At 64.3% G+C, this 22,052-nt stretch carries 22 protein-coding genes; 4 read left to right on the top strand and 18 right to left on the bottom strand.

What is annotated here, in order from left to right; translation table 11 throughout:
* Positions 1 to 237 precede the first annotated feature (237 nt).
* The 7 genes from ACAX43_RS08000 to ACAX43_RS08030 all read right to left on the bottom strand — a co-directional run bounded on the left by ACAX43_RS08000 (position 238) and on the right by ACAX43_RS08030 (position 8,661).
* Positions 238 to 999 (bottom strand): hydratase, encoded by a 762-nt coding sequence (locus ACAX43_RS08000; RefSeq protein WP_370707871.1) that lies wholly within the window; start codon positions 997 to 999, stop codon positions 238 to 240.
* Positions 1,000 to 1,529: 530 nt separating this feature from the next.
* Positions 1,530 to 2,570, bottom strand: coding sequence for a LacI family DNA-binding transcriptional regulator (locus tag ACAX43_RS08005; RefSeq protein ID WP_370707872.1), 1,041 nt, complete (start codon positions 2,568 to 2,570; stop codon positions 1,530 to 1,532).
* 152 nt (positions 2,571 to 2,722) lie between these two features.
* Positions 2,723 to 3,793, bottom strand: coding sequence for an ABC transporter permease (locus ACAX43_RS08010; RefSeq protein WP_370707873.1), 1,071 nt, complete (start codon positions 3,791 to 3,793; stop codon positions 2,723 to 2,725).
* The gene (locus ACAX43_RS08015; protein ID WP_370707874.1) at positions 3,790 to 5,385 is read right to left on the bottom strand and encodes a sugar ABC transporter ATP-binding protein; all 1,596 of its coding nucleotides are present in this window, start codon (positions 5,383 to 5,385) and stop codon (positions 3,790 to 3,792) included. Before ACAX43_RS08015 ends, ACAX43_RS08010 begins: the two co-directional genes overlap by 4 nt.
* 330 nt (positions 5,386 to 5,715) lie before the next feature.
* Complete coding sequence (locus ACAX43_RS08020; RefSeq protein WP_370707875.1) at positions 5,716 to 6,678, bottom strand: sugar ABC transporter substrate-binding protein; 963 nt, start codon at positions 6,676 to 6,678, stop codon at positions 5,716 to 5,718.
* A gap of 371 nt (positions 6,679 to 7,049) precedes the next feature.
* Positions 7,050 to 8,027 (bottom strand): magnesium/cobalt transporter CorA, encoded by a 978-nt coding sequence (corA, locus tag ACAX43_RS08025; RefSeq protein ID WP_370707876.1) that lies wholly within the window; start codon positions 8,025 to 8,027, stop codon positions 7,050 to 7,052.
* Between the two features lie 193 nt (positions 8,028 to 8,220).
* Entirely contained in the window at positions 8,221 to 8,661 is a 441-nt protein-coding gene (locus ACAX43_RS08030; protein WP_370707877.1) for a hypothetical protein, read from the bottom strand.
* A gap of 278 nt (positions 8,662 to 8,939) precedes the next feature.
* Between ACAX43_RS08030 and cydX the strand changes: the two genes are divergently transcribed.
* Together cydX and ACAX43_RS08040 are read left to right on the top strand one after the other, a co-directional pair.
* The gene (cydX, locus tag ACAX43_RS08035) at positions 8,940 to 9,092 is read left to right on the top strand and encodes a cytochrome bd-I oxidase subunit CydX (protein WP_370707878.1); all 153 of its coding nucleotides are present in this window, start codon (positions 8,940 to 8,942) and stop codon (positions 9,090 to 9,092) included.
* Complete coding sequence (locus ACAX43_RS08040) at positions 9,089 to 9,709, top strand: AAA family ATPase (RefSeq protein WP_370707879.1); 621 nt, start codon at positions 9,089 to 9,091, stop codon at positions 9,707 to 9,709. The genes cydX and ACAX43_RS08040 overlap by 4 nt, the downstream gene beginning before the upstream one ends.
* Before the next feature lie 145 nt (positions 9,710 to 9,854).
* Here the strand turns inward: ACAX43_RS08040 and ACAX43_RS08045 are convergent, their stop codons facing one another.
* The 3 genes from ACAX43_RS08045 to ACAX43_RS08055 all read right to left on the bottom strand — a co-directional run bounded on the left by ACAX43_RS08045 (position 9,855) and on the right by ACAX43_RS08055 (position 12,698).
* The gene (locus ACAX43_RS08045) at positions 9,855 to 10,952 is read right to left on the bottom strand and encodes a saccharopine dehydrogenase C-terminal domain-containing protein (protein WP_370707880.1); all 1,098 of its coding nucleotides are present in this window, start codon (positions 10,950 to 10,952) and stop codon (positions 9,855 to 9,857) included.
* A 224-nt stretch (positions 10,953 to 11,176) separates the two neighbouring features.
* Positions 11,177 to 11,635 carry an Lrp/AsnC family transcriptional regulator gene (locus ACAX43_RS08050; protein WP_370707881.1) on the bottom strand — a complete coding sequence of 153 codons (459 nt, stop codon included), beginning with the start codon at positions 11,633 to 11,635 and terminating at the stop codon, positions 11,177 to 11,179.
* Between the two features lie 178 nt (positions 11,636 to 11,813).
* Complete coding sequence (locus tag ACAX43_RS08055) at positions 11,814 to 12,698, bottom strand: LysR family transcriptional regulator (RefSeq protein ID WP_370707882.1); 885 nt, start codon at positions 12,696 to 12,698, stop codon at positions 11,814 to 11,816.
* Positions 12,699 to 12,885: 187 nt separating this feature from the next.
* Between ACAX43_RS08055 and ACAX43_RS08060 the strand changes: the two genes are divergently transcribed.
* Both ACAX43_RS08060 and ACAX43_RS08065 read left to right on the top strand, forming a co-directional pair.
* A complete protein-coding gene (locus ACAX43_RS08060) occupies positions 12,886 to 13,398 on the top strand; it encodes a Spy/CpxP family protein refolding chaperone (RefSeq protein WP_370707883.1) in 513 nt (170 codons plus the stop codon).
* Positions 13,399 to 13,487: 89 nt separating this feature from the next.
* On the top strand, positions 13,488 to 13,925 hold the full coding sequence (locus ACAX43_RS08065; RefSeq protein WP_370707884.1) for a PGDYG domain-containing protein: 438 nt from the start codon (positions 13,488 to 13,490) through the stop codon (positions 13,923 to 13,925).
* A gap of 76 nt (positions 13,926 to 14,001) precedes the next feature.
* Here ACAX43_RS08065 and ACAX43_RS08070 read toward each other — a convergent pair whose 3' ends face one another.
* The 8 genes from ACAX43_RS08070 to ACAX43_RS08105 form a co-directional block, all read right to left on the bottom strand.
* On the bottom strand, positions 14,002 to 14,370 hold the full coding sequence (locus ACAX43_RS08070) for a DUF3022 domain-containing protein (protein WP_370707885.1): 369 nt from the start codon (positions 14,368 to 14,370) through the stop codon (positions 14,002 to 14,004).
* A gap of 50 nt (positions 14,371 to 14,420) precedes the next feature.
* Positions 14,421 to 15,233: a YhfC family intramembrane metalloprotease gene (locus ACAX43_RS08075; RefSeq protein ID WP_370707886.1), complete on the bottom strand. Its 813-nt coding sequence runs from the start codon at positions 15,231 to 15,233 to the stop codon at positions 14,421 to 14,423.
* A gap of 60 nt (positions 15,234 to 15,293) precedes the next feature.
* A complete protein-coding gene (locus ACAX43_RS08080; RefSeq protein ID WP_370707887.1) occupies positions 15,294 to 16,406 on the bottom strand; it encodes a LacI family DNA-binding transcriptional regulator in 1,113 nt (370 codons plus the stop codon).
* A complete protein-coding gene (locus tag ACAX43_RS08085; RefSeq protein ID WP_370707888.1) occupies positions 16,403 to 17,368 on the bottom strand; it encodes a 2-hydroxyacid dehydrogenase in 966 nt (321 codons plus the stop codon). Before ACAX43_RS08085 ends, ACAX43_RS08080 begins: the two co-directional genes overlap by 4 nt.
* A gap of 4 nt (positions 17,369 to 17,372) precedes the next feature.
* Positions 17,373 to 18,662, bottom strand: a complete 1,290-nt coding sequence (locus ACAX43_RS08090; protein ID WP_370707889.1) for an MFS transporter — start codon at positions 18,660 to 18,662, stop codon at positions 17,373 to 17,375.
* A 113-nt stretch (positions 18,663 to 18,775) separates the two neighbouring features.
* Positions 18,776 to 19,759 carry a sugar kinase gene (locus ACAX43_RS08095; protein WP_370707890.1) on the bottom strand — a complete coding sequence of 328 codons (984 nt, stop codon included), beginning with the start codon at positions 19,757 to 19,759 and terminating at the stop codon, positions 18,776 to 18,778.
* A gap of 237 nt (positions 19,760 to 19,996) precedes the next feature.
* Positions 19,997 to 20,770 (bottom strand): sugar phosphate isomerase/epimerase family protein, encoded by a 774-nt coding sequence (locus ACAX43_RS08100; RefSeq protein ID WP_370707891.1) that lies wholly within the window; start codon positions 20,768 to 20,770, stop codon positions 19,997 to 19,999.
* Positions 20,771 to 21,042: 272 nt separating this feature from the next.
* Complete coding sequence (locus tag ACAX43_RS08105) at positions 21,043 to 21,948, bottom strand: LysR family transcriptional regulator (protein ID WP_370707892.1); 906 nt, start codon at positions 21,946 to 21,948, stop codon at positions 21,043 to 21,045.
* Positions 21,949 to 22,052: the final 104 nt, after the last annotated feature.

Raw genomic sequence — 22,052 nt, forward strand, 5'->3', positions numbered from 1 at the left:
TTCGCATTGAGTGCAGCGGATCGCCGCGCGCCACTCATGCCTGACACGTGGTATTAACCGCGCCGGCGGCATGGTCGGGCGCATCTATGACTGGATCACGGCAACGCGACGTGCCGCTTCATAGGTGTATACGACCAAGCGCCCAGTGCAGATGCGGCAAATGCAAAACGGCCGCCCGCAGGCAGCCGTTTTGCATGAGACTTCGTCACGTGCCGTGACAAGCGCACCGTTACACACTCAGGTCAGTTCAATCTCCACTTCGCCGAGACCGTCGATATGGCCGCGCACAATGCCGGGCTTGTCCACATTGTGTGCGCCGACGTACGAACCGGTGGTGAGCGTCCATTCCGGCTCGATGGTGATGCCCATGGCGGCGCAATGGTTGACGAACCACACTAGCAATTCGCGCGGATCGCCTGCGGGATTACCGGTGGCTTCCGGCACCAGCGAGTCGCCGTCGAAGCTCAGTTCCAGTTCAGGCGACACGAAGTCGAATCCACGCGCGAGGCCTGCATAGGCAACCGGATGCCCGGTGATCAACGCGCCGTTGTTCTGCGCGTCGGCCAGTTGCGCGAGCGGCGCGACATTCGGCCACTCGGCAAAGCGGCTATCGACGATCTCGATGGCCGGCAGTACGACGCCGACCTTCGCGAGCACCTCGTCACGCGCATAGGCGCGGCCGCGCGGCTCGATCGCCTCGGTGAAACGAAAGGCGATCTCCAGTTCCACCAGCACGCGGAAGAAGCCGGCATGGGCCAGCCGGGCAGGCGAAGGCAACACCAGCGAAGCCGGAATCGGCGCGCCCGCGGCAGCCCCGCCCGGCGCTCTGGCGCCGATCTTCCATGCACCGGTCGAGTCGCCGAGGCCCGTAATGACCGCCTGCTGGATCGCGTACGCGGTGGCTGCGTCAGGCGGCAGGCTGTCGGGTGCGGGCGCATCGATCGGGCGATGCTGCCGGCGTGCTTCGACGAGGCGGTGCGCGAGGTCGTATGGCGTCATGTCGGTCCTTTGTGGCTGGCGCGTTGAGCGGTTGATTGCGGCGTTGGATTGCAGCAGTTGAAGATAGCGGGCTCATGGTCCGCGCGCTGACAGGCTGAAGCGGCGATGTTGCCGATGCAAGCGGTCGTTGCGCCCGACAATGTACCGGATCGCGACGCTCGCCAGGGCACGGACCAGGCTCGCAAACGTTACTTAGCCCGCAGGCCATGACAAAAGACCGCGGTTGCATGCGCAATCGCGGTCTTTTTCGTCGTGCGGTCGATCCGCACAAGCAGGGTTCCCGCCTGGCCGACACGAACTGGCCCTTGCGCAGCGCGTCGTCGGAGGTGGCGAGGTCGTTGTCTGCGTGCATGGCGCCATTCTGAAACGGCGTTCCAACACACTCGTTTGCGGCATTTCGCTTACATACTTGAAGGATTTGTATAGTACGAAGAAAGGCGCCACGCGCAATCGGAAGAAGTTACAAAATACTGGCGCGTCGCTCCCGCGCGAAGCCTCTTGGCTCGCACCCGGCATCGCGGTGCTCTGGATCAGGCCGCGAGATCGCGCCTGGCGGCGCCGGCCCAGGTCGCGGTCGATTCGCGCACGATCAGCCGTGGCGACACGACACGCCGGCGGCCCGGGGCGCGTGGATTGCCCGCCGAGGTCCCGGCAATGCGTTCGATCAGCGTCTGCGCGGCCATGTCGCCGAGCGCGCGGACCGACTGCCCGACCGTCGAGAGCGACGGATAGGTGAATCGGCCCAGTTCGATATCGTCGAAACCAATGATCGAGCAATCGCGCGGCACGCTGATATTGCGCTCCGCCGCGGCGCGCAGCGCGCCGATGCCCATCATGTCGTTGCCGGCAAATATCGCCGACGGCTTCACCGTGTCGAACAACTGCCCGGCCGCGCGATGACCGCCCGTCCCCGAAAAATCGCTTTCGACGATCGCACCGGCTGGAATCTCGATGCCGCGCTCGGTCATGGCGCGGATGAAGCCGTGCACCCGCATGGCGCTCACCGCCGTCTTCACCGGCCCGGTGATGCAGCCGATCCGCACGTGCCCCAGTTCGAGCAGATGGCGTGTCGCGAGATAGCCGCCCTTCTCGTGATCGATCTGCACCAGGTCGGCGTTCACGCCTTCAATATTCCGGTCCACGATGACCAGCGGCTCGCGGGCGTCGGCGAGTGTCTGCGCCAGTACGTCGTCGTCGCCGGCTGAGGCGACGATCAGTCCGTCGATCCGCTTTTCCTGCAGCACCCGCAGATAGTTGCGCTGCTTGGCCGGATCGTCGTCGGAATTGCAGAAGAACAGACAGTAGCCGTTGCGCGAGCAACCATCCTCGATGCCGCGCGCCATCTCCGCGAAATACGGATTCGTACTGTTCGGCACCACCAGTCCGATCGTCGCCGTCGCCCGCGCCTTGAGCGAGCGGGCCACCGCCGACGGTACATAGTGAAGCTGACGGATCGCGTGTTCGACCTTCGCGCGCACGTCGGCCGACACCGGCCGTGAGTTGTTCACGACGTGCGATACCGTCGTGAACGACACGCCCGCCACGGCCGCTACATCCTTGATCGTCGCCATAACCTGTGCTCCCCTGCCTGTTTTTCCCGCCGGTCACGCCATCTGGCGACCACCGGACGTCTTCATCGAAGACAGACCAACCCCTGAATACTCACGCTTACCGCTGTTGCCACTTTGACTGCCCCGCTTGCGTTACAGCGCCCGTGCCGCCGTCATGCGCGCTTGCGGCGGCTGCGATAGGTGTCCAGCACTACTGCCACCACAATCACCGCGCCGGTGATCATCCGTTTGGTCGGCTCGTTCGCGCCGATCTGCGCGAGGCCGGCCGCCAGCACCGAAATGATCAACACGCCGAAAAACGTGCTGATCACCGAACCTCGCCCGCCCATCAGGCTGGTGCCGCCGATCACCACCGCCGCGATCACCTGCAGCTCCACGCCGACGCCGGCATTCGGATCGGCCGCTTCCAGACGCGAAATCTGGAATAGCGCCGCCAGCCCCGCGAGCGCGCCCATCAACGCAAACACAATGATCTTGTACGGCCGCGGATTGACGCCCGCCAGCCGCACCGCTTCCTCGTTGGTGCCGATGCCGACCAGATAGCGGCCGAACACCGTGCGCGTGAGCACCAGTTGCGCAATCACCATCACCGCCACCGCGATCAGGAACGCCGGCGAGATGCCCACCGCGATCGGGTTCGACAGAAAATCGAAGGCGTCGCCGATATAGGCGGTGCGCGAATTCGTCATCTGATAGGCCATGCCGCGCGCCGCTTCGAGCACGCCGAGCGACACGATGAAGGACGGAATCCGCCAGCCCACCGTCACCGCGCCGGTCACGGTCCCGGTCAAGGCGGCTGCGGCGACGCCCAGCAGCGCCGAGGGCAACGGCCCCCAGCCCCACTTCAAGGCCGCCACGCTCACCACCGACCCGCCCAGCGCCAGCACCGATCCCACCGACAGGTCGATCCCGGCGATGATCAGCACGAAGGTCATGCCCACCGACATCACCACCAGATCGGGGATCTGATTGGCGATCGTGCTGAACGTGTCGTACGTCAAAAAGTGCGAACTCAGCAGCGAGAACAGCACGATCATCGCCAGCAACGCGCCGGCGAGGCCCAGATAGTTGGAAAAGCCAAGCCGGGTGCCGGCCGGCTTGCCGCTCGCGAGCGGCGCGGACGGGTCGGCGGGCGGCGTGACCTGAGCCACGTCAGTCGCGCCGGGCACATTGGCTGCGCCCTGCTTGCGGCTCGATGCTCCATGCACCGATTGATCGGTCATGACAGACTCCCTGCTGCGTGGGTATCGGGGGCGTGCAGCAACGCTTCGCGGCCGCGGTAGCCGGCGAAAGCCGCCGCCAGCAAGGCATCCTGCGACCAGTCGTCGCGCTCGAACACACCCGTCATGCTTCCCGCGGACATCACGCCGATCCGGTCGCAGATCAGCATCAGTTCACGCAAATCGCTCGACACCACGACAAGCGCGCGCCCTTCACGAGCCAGCGCACCCATCAACCCGTAGATATCGAATTTCGCGCCGACGTCGATGCCGCGCGTAGGTTCGTCGAACAACAGCACGCGGCAGTCGCGCGCCAGCCAGCGGCCGATCACGACCTTCTGCTGGTTGCCGCCCGACAGTTCGCCGACAATCTGCCCCGGCCCCGAACTGCGAATCCGCATCGCGTCGATCTGCTTTTGCGCCAGCACGTTCTCACGCTTCGCGTCGACGATGCCGTGCCGCGCCACCCGGCCGAGATTGCCGAGCGACACGTTGGCCGCGATCGGCTGCGGGAGCAACAGGCCTTCGCCTTTGCGGTCTTCGGTGATCAGTGCGATGCCGGCGCGCACCGCATCCGACGGCGAAGCAATCTGCACGGGCGTGGGCAGCGCGCCCGGCGTTCTGGCCAGCGACACCGTGCCGCCGTCCTTCTGATCGGCGCCGTAAATCAGCCGCATCAGCTCGGTGCGGCCCGCGCCGATCAGGCCGCTGATGCCGAAAATCTCTCCGGCGCGCACTTCGAACGACACGTCGCGCACCACCTTGCCGCGCCTGAGCGTGTCCACCTTCAACAGCGGCGCGCCGATGTTGCGCACGCCCAGATCGATCCGCTCGCCCAGTTCACGGCCGACCATCCACGTCACGATCTGATCGCTGGTCAGGTTCGCCATCGCGTCGACATGCACCAGCTTGCCGTCGCGCAACACCGCGATCTGCTCGGCCACCCGCGCCAGCTCTTCGAGCCGGTGCGAGATATAGACCAGCGCGACACCGCGGGTCTTGAGCCGGTCGATCTGCTCGAACAGCAGGTCGACTTCGCGCGCGGTCAGCATCGCGGTCGGCTCGTCGAGGATCAGCACGCGGCAGTCGTCGATCAGATTTCGCGCTATTTCCACCATCTGCTGATGCCCGATGCCGAGTTCGCCGACCAGCGTATCCGGATCGATCGCATCGAGGCCGACTTGCGCCATGGCGTGGCGCGCATCCTCGCGCAGCTTGCGACGGTCGATCCAGCCGAAGCGGAAGGCGCCCGCCTGCGGCAAGCGGTTGAGGAACAGGTTTTCGGCCACCGACAGCGTGGGCAGCAGATTCAACTCCTGCATCACCATGCGCACGCCGAGCGCTTCGGCTTCGGTGCGGCTTGCCGGCGCGTAGGGGGTGCCGCCGAGTTGCATCGTGCCGGTGGTCGGATCGACGAGGCCGCCGATGATCTTGGACAGCGTACTCTTGCCGGCGCCGTTCTCGCCGGTCAGCGCCAATACCTCGCCGGCGCGCAGCGACAGCGAAACGCCGGCGAGCACCGGTTCGGCATAGGTCTTACCGATATCGGTGACAGACAGTACGGCAGGCAAGACGTCGTGCTCGGTTGAATCCATCGCGATCCTGGTTGCGGGGCTCTCGATGCGGCTTCATGCGATTCGCTCGAATGAGGCAGCCAACGACAGCCGCGTGTCATGCCGGTTCAATGCGCGAAATGCGCCGGCGCCTTCGACCACGCCACCCTCCCGCCGCGCAGCCGCCGTCATGACGCTTACCTCTGGCTTTAACGGCGGCGCGGCAGGTTTCTTGAGCGTTTATTGAATTGGCGCGGATTCGCGTGCTTCTTCCTTGCATTCAGCATGCAACGGCGTCAGCGCAAACCCGCGTGCCTGGAGCTTATTGCGGTGCTGGCCTGGGTTCTTATTGCAGTCCTTACTGCTCGATGCCTACTTGGTCACGAGATCGCACGGCGTTTCCACCACGCCGGACAACTGCGACTGCTTCTTGTGCTCGTTGATCGCCTTCAGTGCGGTGTCGATACCGAACACGGCCTGCTTGGCAGCGTACTGGTCGGCGGTGGCGAGCACGCGGCCGTCCTTGAGCATCGGCTTGATCGCGCCGATGTTGTCGTAGCCGACCACCAGCACCTTGCCCTGCTTGCCTGCGGCGCGCACGGCCGAGACCGCGCCGATCGCCATGTTGTCGTTACCGGCCAGCAGCGCCTTCAGATTCGGGTACTCATTGAGCATGGCCGACGCCACCGCGTTGCCCTTGTCGATTTCCCATTCGCCGGACTGCACCGACACGACCTTGGCGCCGACGGTGTTCATGGCGTCCTTGAAGCCCGCAGTGCGCTGCTGCGCGTTGGTGGTGGTCGACACGCCTTCGATGATGCCGACTTCGTCGCCCGCCTTCAGCTTCTTCGCCAGGTAATCGCCGACCTTCTGCGCACCCTTGCGGTTATCCGGGCCGACGAACGGCACATTCAGGTCTTTCGACTTGAGCACCTCCGGGTCGAGCCGGTTGTCGATGTTCACGACGATGATGCCCGCGTCGACCGCCTTCTTGACGACTGGCACCAGCGCCTTCGAATCAGCCGGAGCCAGCACGATCGCATCGACCTTCGAGACGATCATCTGTTCGACGATACGGATCTGGTTCGCGGTATCGGTCTCGTCCTTGATGCCGTTCGTGATCAGATCGAACTGGGAAGAATTGTGCTTCTGGTAGTCCTTCGCGCCGGTTTCCATGGTCAGGAAGAACTCGTTGGCGAGCGATTTCATCACCAGCGCGACCTTCGGCTTATGGGCGGGCGCGGTTTGCGCATACGCGGTGGAAAACGGCAAGGCGGCGGTGGCGGTGACGAGGACGGCGGCCGCCAGTATGCGGCGGCGAATGCGATGGCTCATGCCTATCTCCAAGGTTTGTCGGGCTCGCGGTCGAGCCGTATTTTTGTTGCGCGCAAACGTTTGCGACGTCCTATTCTCAGCGGTTTGCGACGTCCTATTCTCAGCGCGGCCTGTTCGGATTGTCAACGATTCGCCGTGTTGCAATGCACCGGCACGCAGAAAATGCGTCGATGCCATGCGCTCGATCAATTCGACCCGGCGCGGCGGATAAGCGCACCGGCAGGCTGCATATTGGCAAGGGTCCCTCGCTCGGTCCGTGCGTGGCAGATTGGCCGCCGGCTGCAAGCTCAACAGCCGGCGGGTCGCTTATGCTGGACTTTTATTGCGCGTGGTGCAAGCGGGGACAACGCGGGGCGGCGGCCAACCGCTTGTCAAAGCCAGCCGGCCTTGCGGAAGCGCCAGTAAAGGATCAGATCCACCGTGAACATCACCGCCAGACAGACCGGATAGCCGTACTTGTAATGCAGTTCGGGGATGCTCTGGAAGTTCATCCCGTAGATGCCGGCGATCATGGTCGGCACCGCGAACAACGCGGCGAACGAGCCGAGCCGTTTGGTCACCTCGCTCTCCGCAAGCGAGATCATCCCCAGATTGACCTGCACTGCGGTGACGATCATTTCGCGCCGGCCGTCGATGGTTCTGACGATCCGTTCAAGGTGGTCGTAGACGTCGCGAAAATAAGCCTGCATGCCTTCGCAGATGCTCGGAATACGGCCGCCCGTCAATTTGCCGATCGCTTCCTGCAACGGCGCAATGTGGTGCTGGAGAATCACGAGGCGGCGTTTCAGCGAGTACAGGTCCTCGATGATCGCGCGCGATGCCGCTGAATTATTGCGCTCGAAGATCCGGTCTTCGAGCGCTTCGATCTCGGTGTTCATCGCCTCGATGATCGGGAAATAACGATCGACAATGTCGTCGGCGAGCGCATACAGCACGAATGCCGAGCCCTCCTTGAGCAGTTGCGGCTCGCGTTCGCAGCGGGCCCGAACGTTCTGAAAACCAGCACGCGTGCCGCGGCGCACCGACAGCACATAGTTGCGTCCCACGAAAACGTCGACTTCGCCGATCAGCAGTTCGCCCTCTTCGTCCATCTCGACGGTATGCATCACGGCGAACAGCGATTCGCCGTACTCCTCGATTTTCGGCCGCTGATGGCCGTTTTGCGCGTCCTCGATCGCGAGCTCGTGCAGGCCGAACTCATGTTTCATCACGGCCAGCTCGTCCGATCCCGGGTCTTTCAGCGCGACCCAGACGAAACACTCGGGCCGTGCCACGTAGTCGCTGATGCTATCGATATCGATGTCAGCCAGCTTCCGGCCGTCCTGATAGGCGGCGCAATTGATCAGCATGTTGAATTACCTTGAAAACGGAAGCAGCCCGGCCGCCTTCCCACACTGCGTAAGATCGGCGTGAGGTCTGCAATGGACGATTACGCAATAGCCGTCATATTAAGTGCCAGGCGTGAACGTCATGTATCCAATTGTTAAAACGTGCTTGCGGTGAAGTTGAGCGCTACGAGGCGCTCGACGGCTCTGCCCGCCGCTATCGGGCAACCCTGCGCAAGGCGATGCGGTGATCTTCACCGAAGGTGACCGACGCGCGGTTCGTATAGCGCGTGTCGGCTGTCACCGTGAAGCGCATCTCGACGACCGGATCGAATTGCGTGGACACCCCGATGCGATGCATGCCCGGGCTCAGGTAGAAGACCACATGTTCGCCGTTCATCAGATCGGTGACCTGCTCGCCGTCGATATACACCAGCGCGTCGCGGAACCGGACGATAACGTCGCGGGAACGTTCACGCCGCACGTCCACGGCGACCAGTCCGGTTGCCGGCTGCGTGTAGCCGGGCTGGACGATGCGCGCTTGCGGCACCTCCTTGAACGGGACGGGCTCGGCGGGCGTGGAGGCGCAACCGGCGAGCGAGGCGATGGCAAGCGCGAGAAGCAGGGCTTCGCAGCGGAATCGCGGGCGCGTGAGCATGCTGGGTCTCCCGAGTTGTGGTTGTGGTTCTGCTTCTTTGTTATAGGCGCGTTCCGCCATCCTGGCCGAACGGCCAAACGCGGCGCACCCTCTTGCGTGGCGCCGCGTTCTTCTTCATGATCGCTGCAAAGGGTTGCTCTGTGGGCGCCCTGCGCTGCGGATTTACCCTCAGACCCGCCGCGTGCTACCTTTGTTGCCAGCATGTTTGCTTCTCTGTATCGGCTATGCGCAACGCTTCATTGCCTGCCTCGCCGGACAATACAATCAAGGAGACTGCAATGTGGTATTTCACCTGGATACTCGGCATCGGCGTGGCGTTGGGCTTTGGCATCATCAATGTGATGTGGCTGGAGGCCAGCGGCAGGTTCGTGCGTGACCCGCAGCAGCACGCCGGCACCCCGCCCGCCACGCCCGGGGACACGCCGTCGTGACACATCTGGTTTTCTTCTGCGGTCACGCAGGCACCGGCAAGACAACCCTGGCCAGGAAACTGATCGGGCCGCTCATGCAGGCAAGCGCGTCGCCCTTCTGCCTGCTCGACAAAGATACGCTGTTCGGTGGCTACAGCGCCGCCGCCATGGCCATGCTGACTGGCGATCCGAACGACCGCGACAGCCCGCTTTTTCTGCAGCACCTGCGCGATCCCGAGTATCGCGGCCTGCTCGATACCGCCCGCGACAATCTCGAGATCGGCGTCAGCGCACTGGTGGTCGGCCCGCTATCGCGCGAAGTGCGCGAGCGGCGCCTGTTCGATCGCGCATGGCTGGGCGTCGGCGCGGACGTGGCGCTGCGCGTCGTGTGGGTCTACACGTCGGAAGAGATGGCCCATCGGCGTATTGTCGAGCGCGGCAATCCGAACGATGCATACAAACTCGCGCATTGGGATGAGTACCGGCAACGCCGCTTCGTGCCGAGCGGCGGCCTTTGCGAAGACCTGTTGATGTTCGATAACACCGCGCCAACTGCTGCTGATTACGACGCGTTGCTCGCACGGCTCGTGGGCGAACCGCGTGCTTCGTCTGTGATGCTGCCGTCGGTGCCCGTATAGGACCGCCGGGCTTCGGCAAAGGCAAACGCCCCACCGGGCGGGGCGTTCGGGTGGCCCTCTGCGGGGCCTTCTTCCCGACGTGCGGCAGACATCGCCGCGTGAACGTACGGCCCTCGGTTTTGAGCCTCAAGGCGACAGTCGCGCCTTACGCCGTTGCCATCTCATCCAGCGACTGCCCTTCGTACAACTGGCCGAAGCGGTTCGCGAGGAAGTCGCGCAGCGACACCTGCTCCTGACGGATAAAGCCGCTTTGCGGCAGCTTCTTTTCGCGGAACAGGTCGAGCACCGCGCACATCGCGCCGGCCGTGGTGATCTGGATCGCGCTCATCGGCACGCCGCACACCGTCTTCGCGAAGATCTTGCGGGTGAACACTTCCTGCACCAGTTGGCCGTCGCGCATGCCGCTCACCGTGATGAACACCAGTACGACGTCTTGCGCGGTCGACGGCACCGAGCGGCGCATGATGGTCTTGAGCGTGTCGCGGTCGCTGGAAAGACGCAGGTCTTCCAGCAGAAACTGCATCAGGTTGCGGTGGCCCGGATAGCGCACCGACTTGTAGTCGAGCGTTTCGACCCGGCCCGACAGCGTTTCGCATAGCGTGCCCAAGCCGCCGGATGTATTGAAGGCCTCGTATTCCGTGCCGTCGAGCGAGAAGTGTTCGAGGCCTTCGAGCGGCTGCACCCACTGCGTGCGGCTGTCGCGGATCGCTTCACACGGCTGACAATATTCGTTGATCAGACCGTCGACGCTCCACGTCAGGTTGTATTTCAGCGCATTGGTCGGGAACTCCGGCAGCGCGCCGACGCGCATCTTGACGTCGCGGATTTCGCTGAAGCGGTTCGCCAGTTCATGCGCGGCGATGCCGATGAAACCGGGTGCGAGACCGCATTGCGGCATGAAGGCGTGCTCGGCGTCGTCGGCGATCGCGCGGATCGCGTGAGTGGCGCGCACGTCTTCAGTCAGATCGAAGTAATGCACGCCCGCGCCCTTGGCTGCCGAGGCCACATTCACCGCCAGGTAGTACGGCAGCGCATTGACGAGCGCGTCGAAGCCTTGCACGGCAGCGCGCAGCGCCGCGGCGTCGGCCGAATCGACGCGGCGGGTCGGAATGCCTTGGGCGGCGAGCTTATCGAGTGCGTGCTGATCGCGGTCGAACGCGACGACGTCGTAGTCGCCGGTGCCTCGCAACATGTGGGCGATGGTGTGACCGATCAAACCTGCACCAACGATGGCTACTTTCATGCGCTTCTCCTGGTTTTCTGTGTGCTGTCACCAGCTTGGGAAGTGCGCTGCGCTTAAGGCGCCGCGCCCGGCGGGCTGAACCCTTGAGACACAGTTTAGGGAGAAGCGAAAACAGTTCATACGCGCAAAATGCTGCGATATGACCATCAACTTCGACGTTATGACGAACGCGTCAGTCTAAATGTCGAAATGGTATTAAAGCGGCGTAAAACCGGGTGTCGCGATCACACCATCCCGCGGTCGATCTTGCGCGCGAGAATGATCGACGTCGTGGTGCGCTCCACCCCTTCCAGGCCGCCGATCTGGTCGAGCAGATCGTTGAGGCGGTCGGGCGAATCGGCGCGCAGCCACGCGACGTAGTCGAACTCGCCGCTCACCGCGCACAGCAGTTGCACCTCGGGCATCTTGCCGAGCCGTTTCTGCACTGTCGGCCCGTGCTTCGGCGCAATGATGATGCCGACGTAGGCATAGATGCTCGAGTCGAGCACGTCCTGGCCGAGCCGCACGCTATACCCCGCGATCACGTTGCTGCGCTCCAGCCGTGCGATGCGGGCGATCACGGTGGTGCGCGCCACGTCCAGCTGGCGCGCGAGATTGGCGACGCTCTCGCGAGCGTTGGCTTGCAGCAGCGCAACGAGGTTGCGGTCGAGGTCGTCGAGTTGGTCGAGGCGCGGAGGTCTCATCGAGGGCGAAAGAAGTTGGTCAGCAGTGGAGCGGATTATCGCGCGTCTTCAGCTTTGAGCGGCGAAGTGGCGAAGTGATGAAGTCATTCGGCAGCGAAGCCGCGAGCCGCGAGCCGCGAGCCGCGAGCCGTGGGCCGCGAGCCGTGAGCCGCGAGCGGCAAAGGCGAGCGGCGCCCGCTCACACACCAAACCGTTCGATCACGAAATCGATAAAACTGGTGAGCTTGGGCGTGGCGCGGCGATCGCGTGGATAGACCAGATGGACGGGCGCGCCGTCGGGCAGATAGTCTGCCAGCACGGACACCAGCTCGCCGCTGGCGATCTCTTTGGCGAGCAGCGCCTCCGGCTGCAACACCAGCCCGAAACCGCGCAACGCGGCGACCTTGAGCGCCTGGCCGTTATTGGCCCGGAACCGTCCAGCGCGCAGCTGGTTTTCGTCCGCGGTCTCGCCGCCTAGCCGCCACAAGCCTTCACGGCCCCAATGCAGAAAGCCGAGGCATTCGTGCTGAACCAGATCGGCCGGCGTGCGCGGCGTGCCGGCGCGCTCCAGATACGCCGGCGACGCGCATGCGCGCATCCGGTAAGGCTTCAACGGCCGCGCGACGAAGCTCGAATCCGGCAGATGCCCGATTCGCACCGACGCATCGAAGCCCTCTTCCACCAGATCGATCATGCGGTTCGACAGATCGAGTTCGAGACTCACGTCCGGCCACGCGCTCAGATAGTCGGTCATCGCCGGGGCAAAGACTTCGACGCCGTAGGTCAGCGGCACCGTCACCTTCAGCACGCCGCGCGGCGCGGCCGCCATCGCCTCGGCGAGGGACTCCGCCTCCTTCACGTCGGCCAGAATGCGCCGGCACTGCTCGTAATATTGCCGGCCGATTTCAGTGAGACTCTGACGGCGCGTGGTGCGCGTCAGAAGCCGCGTCGCGAGCCGGGTTTCAAGCGAGCGGATGTGCTTGCCCACCATCGCCGACGAAATATCGAAGCGCTCGGCAGCCGCCGAGAGACTGCCCGCCTCGACCACTGCGACGAAGATTTCCATGCTGACGAATTTATCCACCCGCTATTTCCTTTCGTTTCGGTTGTAAGCGTTTGTCGCACCGCAGCCGCATTGTAGGGATATCGTGATACTAATAGCGGCGACGGCGAAGTGGGCAGCCGGCCATCTTGCGTTGCCATGGGTAACGCATGGTGGGCCGCTCGCCATGCTCGCCTTGTCCCAATTCGAACAGACATCAGGAGTTTCGATGAAAAAAACACTCGTCATGCTGGCCTCCGCAATCGCTATGAGCGGCGCATTCGCACAAACTTCCGCGCCGGCTTCGGCACCGATGAGCGCTTCGGCTCCGGCACCCGCCGCCAAAGGGAGTCACGAGCGCAATGTCGAAGACCGCATCGCCTTCCTGCATTCGCAGCTGAAGATTACCTCGGCCCAGGAATCGCAATGGAACGCTTTTGCCGATGTCATGCGCAACAATGGCCAGACGATGGGGCAACTGTTCCAGCAGCGTAAGGCTGAGACGAACCTGTCGGCGCTCGACGACATGAAGCAATACGCGACGATTGCGCAAGCACATGCGGACGGCATGAAGAAACTGGTCGACGCGTTTGATCCGCTGTATAGCAGCTTCTCGCCGGAGCAGAAGAAGCTGGCTGATGTCACTTTCCATCAGCCGGGCGGCGCCGAGGGGGGGCATCGTCATCACGGCAAGGGCGGCGGCAAGAAGGCGCCGGCGAGCGATGCAACGGTAAAGCCGTAACCGGTTGATTGCGCGGAGCGCGGGCGATGCATCTGGCATGATGCGGAGTCCCGCGCTCCTGAGCGCGCAGCTTAGCCCCTATACCCTTCATGACCGAACTCAAAAACCTCGATCTGAGTAACGATGCCAACGCCCAGCGCGTCGTCAAAAGCGAAACTGTCAGCGTTGAATTCGCCGCGACCGCAGGCGAACTGATGAGCCTGGAAGGCCCGAACCGCTATGTCCGCGGCGACGCGCTCATCACCGGCTCGACCGGCGACCGCTGGGTCGTCTCGCGCGAACGCTTCGACGCCAAATACCTGCCTGAAGACACCGCCCTCGCTCATGGCGAACCGGGTGCGTACCGCAACCGTCCGGCCGTCGTCCTCGCGAGGCAGATGAATGAAGCGTTCTCGCTGGCCCGCTCAGCGGGTGGCGGCGACGTACTGCACGGCGCGGCCGGCGACTGGATCATGCAGTACGCCCCGGGCGACTACGGCGTGGTGCAGGCAGCACGCTTTGCGAAGGTCTATCGGCTCGCGGATTGAATCGCAGCCCGGATGAGCGCAGTCAGCCCGGCGGCGCTCGCAGTCCCTTCAGGCCGAGGGCCTTGAGCGAACCGTTTCAAGCAAACTCGTCGCCGAGATCCACCGTGACATCGCGCGGCACCGCCTCGCCGTTCGCATACTGCTCTTCGAGCGAGCCGATGCTCGCTTCGACATACGCCCGCAGCACCGCGAAGCTGCGCCCGCGCAGCCGCGCCGGCATCGCGCGATAACGCGCCAGCGCCGCCGGCGCGATCACCACGGTCATCACGATCCGGCGCGCGGCCGCGCCGAACCGCATCGCAACCCAGTGAATCGCCAGCGTTGGCGTGCCGTCTTCAGCCGCGTGCTGGATGAACTGCGTCTGCTCGGGAAACAAGTCGCTGACGACGCGGGCCAATTCCTCGAACTCGGAATTCGCGCAGTCGTATTGGTAAGCTTCTTCCATGGGATGTGCCGAAAATTAGAGGATCGTCGAAGGCTTGCGTGGCAGGCTCATCACGCGGCAACCGCCGCCGGGCGTCGGAACACGCGGAACAACACGCCCGCGACAACCACCGCCCCCAACGCATACACACCGTCCACCGCAGCGAGCGGCACAAGGTTCGCCTGAAACAGCGCAGCGGGCACGTCGACCAGCGCGTGCAGCGCAATCGCCAGCGGCAAGATTCCGCGCCAGCCCGCCCGCACGCCGCGCCACATCAGCACCGACAAGCCAATCTGGAACACCAGCGCGGCCACCCGTTCGAGCGCGAAAATGCCGGCCGTCTGCGGTGTCAGGCTGGCGAGGATCACGTGAATGCGCAGCAGCGAGTCGGCCGGCAGATTGCTCAGGTAGCCGTCCAGCTCGCCGCGGTTTTCGAAGACCGCGAACAGGAGCCATTGAATCTGGACCAGCACGCCGACGAGCCAGGCTTCAGCGCCGCCGTGGCCGAGGCCGTAGGTCAGCGCCGTGCCGTCGCCCGTATTCGCCGCGGCCCCGGACTTCGCTGCCGCGCGCCTCATCAACAGCCGCATGCCGATGAAGCGTCCCACTTCCTCGCAGACCCCCGCAGCCAACGCGCCGTACACCACGAACGCCAGCGGATTGGACAGGAAGGTGGCGCTCACCTCGTTCCGATGCAGCACATAGTCGTTCAGCGCGCGCTCGATCACCATCGCGAACAGCGCGAACACGGCAATGCCGGTGATCGCGTCGCGGGGGTTCAGCGCGAGCGGCCGGCGCAAACGGCGGTAGATCAGGAACGGTAAGGCGGCGACCAACAGCGTCGCGAGGGCGAGGGTCGAGAGGGTAAACGGTTCAACAACCATGAGTTTCCTTGCGATGACCGGCGCGCACCCGCTGCGCGCCGCAGCCCGAATGATCGCAGATCAACGCGAAGTTGACGCGCGGACGATCAATTCGCCTGGCAAGAGGCAGTCGCGCGCGGTGGTCTGGACACCGTCAATGCGCTCATGCAGAAACTCGACCGCACGGTAGCCGATCTCATAGGTCGGCTGGCGGATCGTCGTGATGCCGGTCAATTCGGCCCATTCCGGATCGTCGATCGACAGCAGCGCGACGCGCGCCTGCCAATCCGCGCCGTAACGCGCTTTCAGATGCAGGGCGAGGCGCAGCGCGACCGGCGCGTTGGCCGCGAACAAGGCGAGGCGTGTGACTTTACGCGTGGCGGCATCAGGAGCGCCGGCGGCATCGATTGCGCGATCCAGTTCGGCGAGGGCGCGCTCGACGGCTGCCGGCTCTGCAAGATTCAGCACCAGCGTATGCCCACGCGCGCCGCGCTTGCCGCCTTCGCCTTTCCCGCTCGTCCCGCCGTCATGACCCTCGCCGCCCTGCCCGCTCATCACCTCGCGAAACGCCGCCTCGCGCAGTTGCCGCGAACTGACTTGCTCGAAAGGCTGCACGACAAACCAGATATCGTCGAAGCCGCTTTCGAGCAGATGCCGGGTGCCGAGTTCAGCCGCAGCCCGATTGTCCAATCCGACCATGTCGGTGACAAGACCATCGACCGAACGGTCGACCAGCACCGCCGGAATGCCGCCCTCGCCCACCGGCCGCAGCGTTTCCTCGTGTACCCCAAGCGCGTTGACAATCACGCCCTCCACGCGATACGTGGTCAGCAGTTGCAGATAGCGCCGCTCCATTTCGACTTCGTTGGCCGCGTGGCAGATCAGCGGCATCAGCCCGAGCGCCTGGCAAGCGGCTTCCACGCCTTGCAGCACTTCCACGGTGTACGGGTTGGTCAAGTCGGCGAGCAGCATGCCGATCAGGCGATTGCGGCCACGCTTGAGGCCGCGCGCCATCTGGTTCGGCTGATAGTCGAGCCGCTCGATGGCCGCCTCGATGCGCGCGCGCAACGCCGGCGACAGTACGCTCATCTCGCCGTTCAGATAGCGCGAAATGCTGGTCTTGCCAGTACCGGCTTCGCGCGCGACGTCGGTGATCGTAGCGCGGCGCGGGGCGGCGAGCGGCGTGGTGCTCATTTCTTCAACACTTCGCGGTTGACGATGTTGATCGTCAGCGTACCGTCGAGCGCGGCGACAAGGTTCTCCGCCGCATTGCGCGCCATCGCATGGCGGGTCTCGTGCGTCGCCGAGCCGATATGCGGCAGCGCGACCACGTTCGCCATTTTCAGCAGCGGTGAATCGGCCGGCAGCGGTTCGGTTTCGAACACGTCCAGACCCGCGCCGTGAATCGTGCCGTTTTGCAGCGCGTCGATCAGCGCCTTTTCATCGACAGTCGCGCCGCGCGATGCGTTGATCAGGATGGCGCTTCGCTTCATCGACCTGAACTCTGCCGCGCCGATCATATGCTTCGTGTCGGGCGTGAGCGGCACCTGCAGGCAGACGAAGTCAGCGGTGGCGAGCAGTTCCGGCAATTCGACACGCCGCGCGCCGTACGCCTGTTCCGCCTGCGGATTCGCGCTGCGACTCGTGTACAGCACCTTCATGCTGAAGCCGAGCGCCGCACGCCGCGCGACCGCGCCACCGATCCGCCCCAACCCGACGATGCCGAGCGTCTTGCCCTGCACGTCGATGCCGAAACGCTCCGGCCCGATGCTGTGCCGCCACTTACCCGCCTTCACCCAATCAGCGAGTTCGACCACCCGGCGCGCCGACGCGAGGATCAGCGAGAACACCGTATCCGCAGTGGACTCGGTCAGCACGTCCGGCGTGTGCGCGAGCAGAATGCCGCGGCGCGTGAGATCGGCAACGTCGAACGGGTCGAAACCCACCGAGACGGTCGACAAAACCTTCAGCCGGCTCGCGCCTTCGAGCATCGCCGGCGTGATCTTCACGCTCGAACCGATACCGCCGTCTGCGTCCTTCAACGCGGCAACCAACGTGCCGTGCTGCGCCGGGTCGACCTGCACGACTTCCGCGTGCTGTTGCAGATACGCGAATACCTCCTCAGGGAGCGACTTCCAGGCGACGATCTTCTTCATCAGCTTATTTTCCTTGCAGCGGTGTAGCGAGCGGGGGCGCGTTCGTCAACGGTTGCGGCTCTGGTTTGATGATCAGCGTCAGAATCACCGCGGCGACCAACGCCACGCTCATGAACGCATAGGATGCCGCAGGCGAACCGGTCGCGCCATTCAGATAGCCGACCACATACGAGCCGACAAACGAACCGAGCGCGCCCATGCTGTTGATCAGCGCCATCGCGCCGCCCGCGACGTTCTTCGGCAGCAGCTCCGGCACGATCGCGAAGAACGGTCCGTACGGCGCATACATCGCGCCGCCGGCGATCACCAGCAGCGCGTACGAGATCCAGAAGTGCGTGGAGCCGAGCGCATACGACGCCGCGAACGCCACCGCGCCGACCAGCAGGAACGGCCACACGAACACTTTGCGGCGGTTGAGTTTATCCGATGCCCACGAAGCCGCAAGCATGGCGATCGTCGCGGCCAGATAAGGCAGCGCCGAGAGCCAGCCGGTTTCGACCATGCCGAATGTCGAACCATTCTTCAGGATCGACGGCAGCCACAGCACGAAACCGTACACGCCGATGCTCCAGCAAAAATATTGCGCGCACAGCTTGATCACGGCGGGCGTGCGGAACGCTTCGCTGTAATTGCGCATCGGCTTGATCGCGGCCTGTTCGGCCCGCAACGTTTCGGCGAGATCGTCCTTTTGCTGCTGGGTGAGCCACGACACCTGCTGCGGCTTATCCTTCACGATGAACCACCAGCACACCGCCCAGAGGATCGCGGGCGCGCCTTCGGCGACGAACATGTGACGCCAGCCGAACGAATGCACCAGATAGCCCGACACCACCGACATCCACAGCACCGTTACCGGATTGCCGAGAATCAGGAACGTGTTGGCCCGCGAGCGCTCGCTTTTGGTGAACCAGTTGCTGATGAAAATCAGCATCGCGGGCATCACGGCGGCTTCGACCACGCCGAGCAGGAACCGGATCACCATCAGCGACGGAATATTGCTGACCATGCCGGTCAGCGCCGCGCAGCCACCCCACAGGACCAGGCTCCAGAACACGAGCTTCTTGACGCTGCGGCGTTCCGCGTAAATCGCGCCGGGAATCTGGAAGAAGAAATAACCGAGGAAGAACAAGGCGCCGATCAGCGACGACAACCCCTTGCTGATGCCGAGATCCTGATTGATGCCGGCGGCCGACGCGAAACCGAAGTTCGCGCGGTCGAGATAAGCGAGGCTATACGTGATGAATACGATCGGCATGATCGTCCACCAACGGCGAATCGCGAGCGATGAGGTCATGGGTGTCTCCTTTTACGGCTTCCCGAAACGATGAAGGACGGATAGGGGCGCTGTTCGAGCGCTCTTGCTGTTATCGAGCCAGCCAGGCTGACTGCGGCATTGTTGCGGCCGTTTCAGGCCGCGGTCGCAACGTGTGGAACATCGGCAAGCTCGAGCGCGTCGAGTTCGGCGCGGCTCGGCAGGCCTTCGGAATCGCCAATCACCTGGATCGCCAGGGCGCCGACGCGGTTGCCGCGCGCCACCGCTTGCGGCAGCGTCTTGCCTTCAAGCAACGCGCTGACCACGCCGACGGCGAAGCCATCGCCCGCCCCGACCGTGTCCACCACCTTCGCGACCGGTTGGCCGGCGATCACGGCGGCATCGCCGGCGCTGCGAAAGTACGCGCCTTGCGCGCCGAGCTTGATGATCACGCCGCGCGCGCCTTGGTCCAGATAGAACTTTGCGATGTCGTCCGGCTGCGTGTAACCCGTCAGGATCTCGCCTTCGCCGATGCCGGGCAGCACCCAGTCCGCCAATGCGGCGAGCGCGTTCAAGCCTTCGACCATCGAGGCGCGCGAGGGCCACAGCGTCGGACGCAGGTTCGGGTCGAACGAAATCGTCTTGCCGGCGGCACGCATTTCGCGCGCCAGATGGAACGCGAGTTCACGCGAGCCGGCCGAGATCGCCGGCGCCACGCCCGTCAGATGCAAGTGACGCGCAGGCAGCACGTAGTCCGCCGCGTAGTCGGCCAACGACAGATGGCTCGCCGCCGACCCTTTGCGAAAATACTCGACCGCGGGATCGCTGCCGTCGTCGTTTCTGGACTTCAGCTGGAAGCCGGTTGGGTAACGCTCGTCGGTGGTGACGCAGCGCTGGTCGATGCCTTCTTTGGTCAGCGTGTCGCGCACGTACTGGCCAAACGAATCGTTGCCGACGCGGCTCATCCAGCCCACCTTGAAGCCGAGTCGTGAGAGGCCGATCGCCACATTCAGATCGGCGCCCGCAATGCGCCGGGTGAACTGTCCGACACCGGCGAGCGGGCCGGTTTCGGCGGCCACGAACATGGCCATCGCTTCGCCGTAGGTGATGACGTCGAGTGCTGCGTTTGAGGTGCTCATGCTTCGCTCCTGCGTGTTCCTTTTAATGCGTGTTTTTGCGTGTGCTTCGTTGCCCGTGCTGCATGTGCTTCTCTGCCCGTCATTCGCTGCATGTAATCGCTGCGCGTGCTTAGCTGGGTGTGCTTCGCTGCATGCACTTCCCCGCCCGTACCGCATGAACATTTCCCCGCGTGCTTGAGTTGCGCGCCTTTAATTGACACTGCGTTTGACCCTGCGCTCCCAGTTCCCACGCGCCGCTTACGCGGCCCCCAGCCATGCGACGTAATGCGCCGCATCCGCCTCGATACGGCTCGCATCGAAGGGAAATTCGATGCCGCGCGGGACGTGGCGCGGCAGCTTGTCGAGCACTGCGGCGAACCGCGCGTCGCCAGCGGCCGGCGCGGCGGGACAGCGTCGTGCGCCCTCGCCCGCCACGGTCTTGCAATGGATGTATTCAACGTGCGCCGCGAGCGGCCCGGCGGCATCGAGCGGCGCGACATCGCGCCATGCCCAGTTGCCGATGTCGAAGGTCATGCCGAGGACGTCGGCGCGGCCTTCGCGCGCCAACGCGTCGAACAGGCCGACGAATTGCGCGAGCGAGCCCCCCGCGGCCAGTTGGCCGTTTTCGACGACGAGGCGCACGTTCGCGCCGCGCAGGTGGTCGGCAATCGCCCCGCTATGGGCCTCGGCGGCGAAACCACCCAGTTGCAGCTTCACGAAACGCGCGCCGAGCGCCGTCGCTTCGTCGAGCGCGAGACGCAATGCGGCGGTGTCAAGGTGTCCGTCAGGGGTGTAAAGCGAAGCGGGGGTCGAATATACGGACCACAAGCCCAGTTCCGCGATTGACTTGCCGAGCACGCGCAAGTGCTGCGGCGCGGCGCCGGCCTCGTCGGCGAACAGTTCGCGGCGTACTTCGAACGCGGCCGCGCCAGCCTGCCTGCTCGCGTCGGCCCACTTCAGATGACCGCCCGTGCGGACCGCGTCCATCCCGAATGCGCTTGCGACGATCACCACGTCAACTGCGTCAGTCATGTCGAATTTACTCAAAACCTGTCTCGCGATCGGCAGTTGGAACCGGTTCCAATCCCGTTTCGAAAAAAAGCGCCGAGGCGCCTTGGAAGCACTGAATAGTGCGCCGGGGCCCGCGTCATGCACCATAGTGGAAATCCCCAGGCGAACCCGGCATGAGAGCCGGTGCCGGCAGGCCAAGGCTTGGTGGGCATTCAACCCGAGCGCAGGCTGTTAGCCACCGGCGCCCTGGGCTAACGGCCTCGCTGTGGGAATGCGCAGTTAAGCCGTCTGAGTCAAGGCCCTTCCGCGAGACACAGCGCCAGAAACTGCTTGACCACCCGGGGCGGCGCACTCGCATGGGGCACCAGGATCGACAGCCGCCGTGTCAGCGGTTCGGGGCTCAGCGAGAACAGACACAACGCGCCGTCCTCGTGCCGCATCGACATCGCCGAGACGAAGCCGATGCCCATCCCCGCCCGCACCGCCTCCTTCACGCCTTCCACGCCGGCAATCTCCAGCGCCACGCGCATCGGCACGCCCGCCCGCGCGAACGCCCGCTCCACAACCTGCCGCACACCCGAACCCGCTTCGCGCAACACCAGGGGATACGCGCCGAACGCCGCCAGCTCCGCCCGGCCACCGTCAATACCAATCCCGTCGCCCGCCTGCGCCAGCGGATGCGTGCGCGGCATGATCGCGACGATCTCGTCCTCGCGCCACGCATGGACCGCGGTATCCGGTGGCAGATCCGCCCCGACCGGCCCTTCGATCATCGCGATATCGACCGCGCCGAGCGCGCCGACGATTTCCGTCGTGTTGCCGTCGGCCGTATGCAGCGTCACGTCGGGATAGCGGCGATGAAAATCGGCGATCAGGTACGGCAGCAGATAACTCGCCGGCGTGGTGCTCGCGCCGATCCGCAAGGTGCCCTGCTCGAGCCCGCGCAAGGCGTCGCGGTACGCATGCGCCTGCCGCCAGATCTCGCGCAGCCGGGTGGCATAGCTGGCGAGTTGCTCGCCGGCGGGCGTGAGACGCACGCCGCGGCCGTCGCGCTGATAAAGCGGCTCGCCGAATTCGTCCTGCAACTGCCGCAATTGGCCGGACACCGCCGGCTGCGATAAATGCAGCGCGATTGCCGCCCGGCTGATGTTGCGATGCTCGGCGACGGCAGCGAACGTTATAAGCTGGTCCGGGGTCATGATGGTAAAAATATCCGCTAAACCGATACCTTACATTCTAAATCATGATTTTTCATATCGATATATCTAATTTAGGATTGGGCCCATCGAATCACGTCAGTCAC

Source organism: Paraburkholderia sp. IW21 (assembly GCF_041321145.1).
GTDB lineage: Bacteria > Pseudomonadota > Gammaproteobacteria > Burkholderiales > Burkholderiaceae > Paraburkholderia.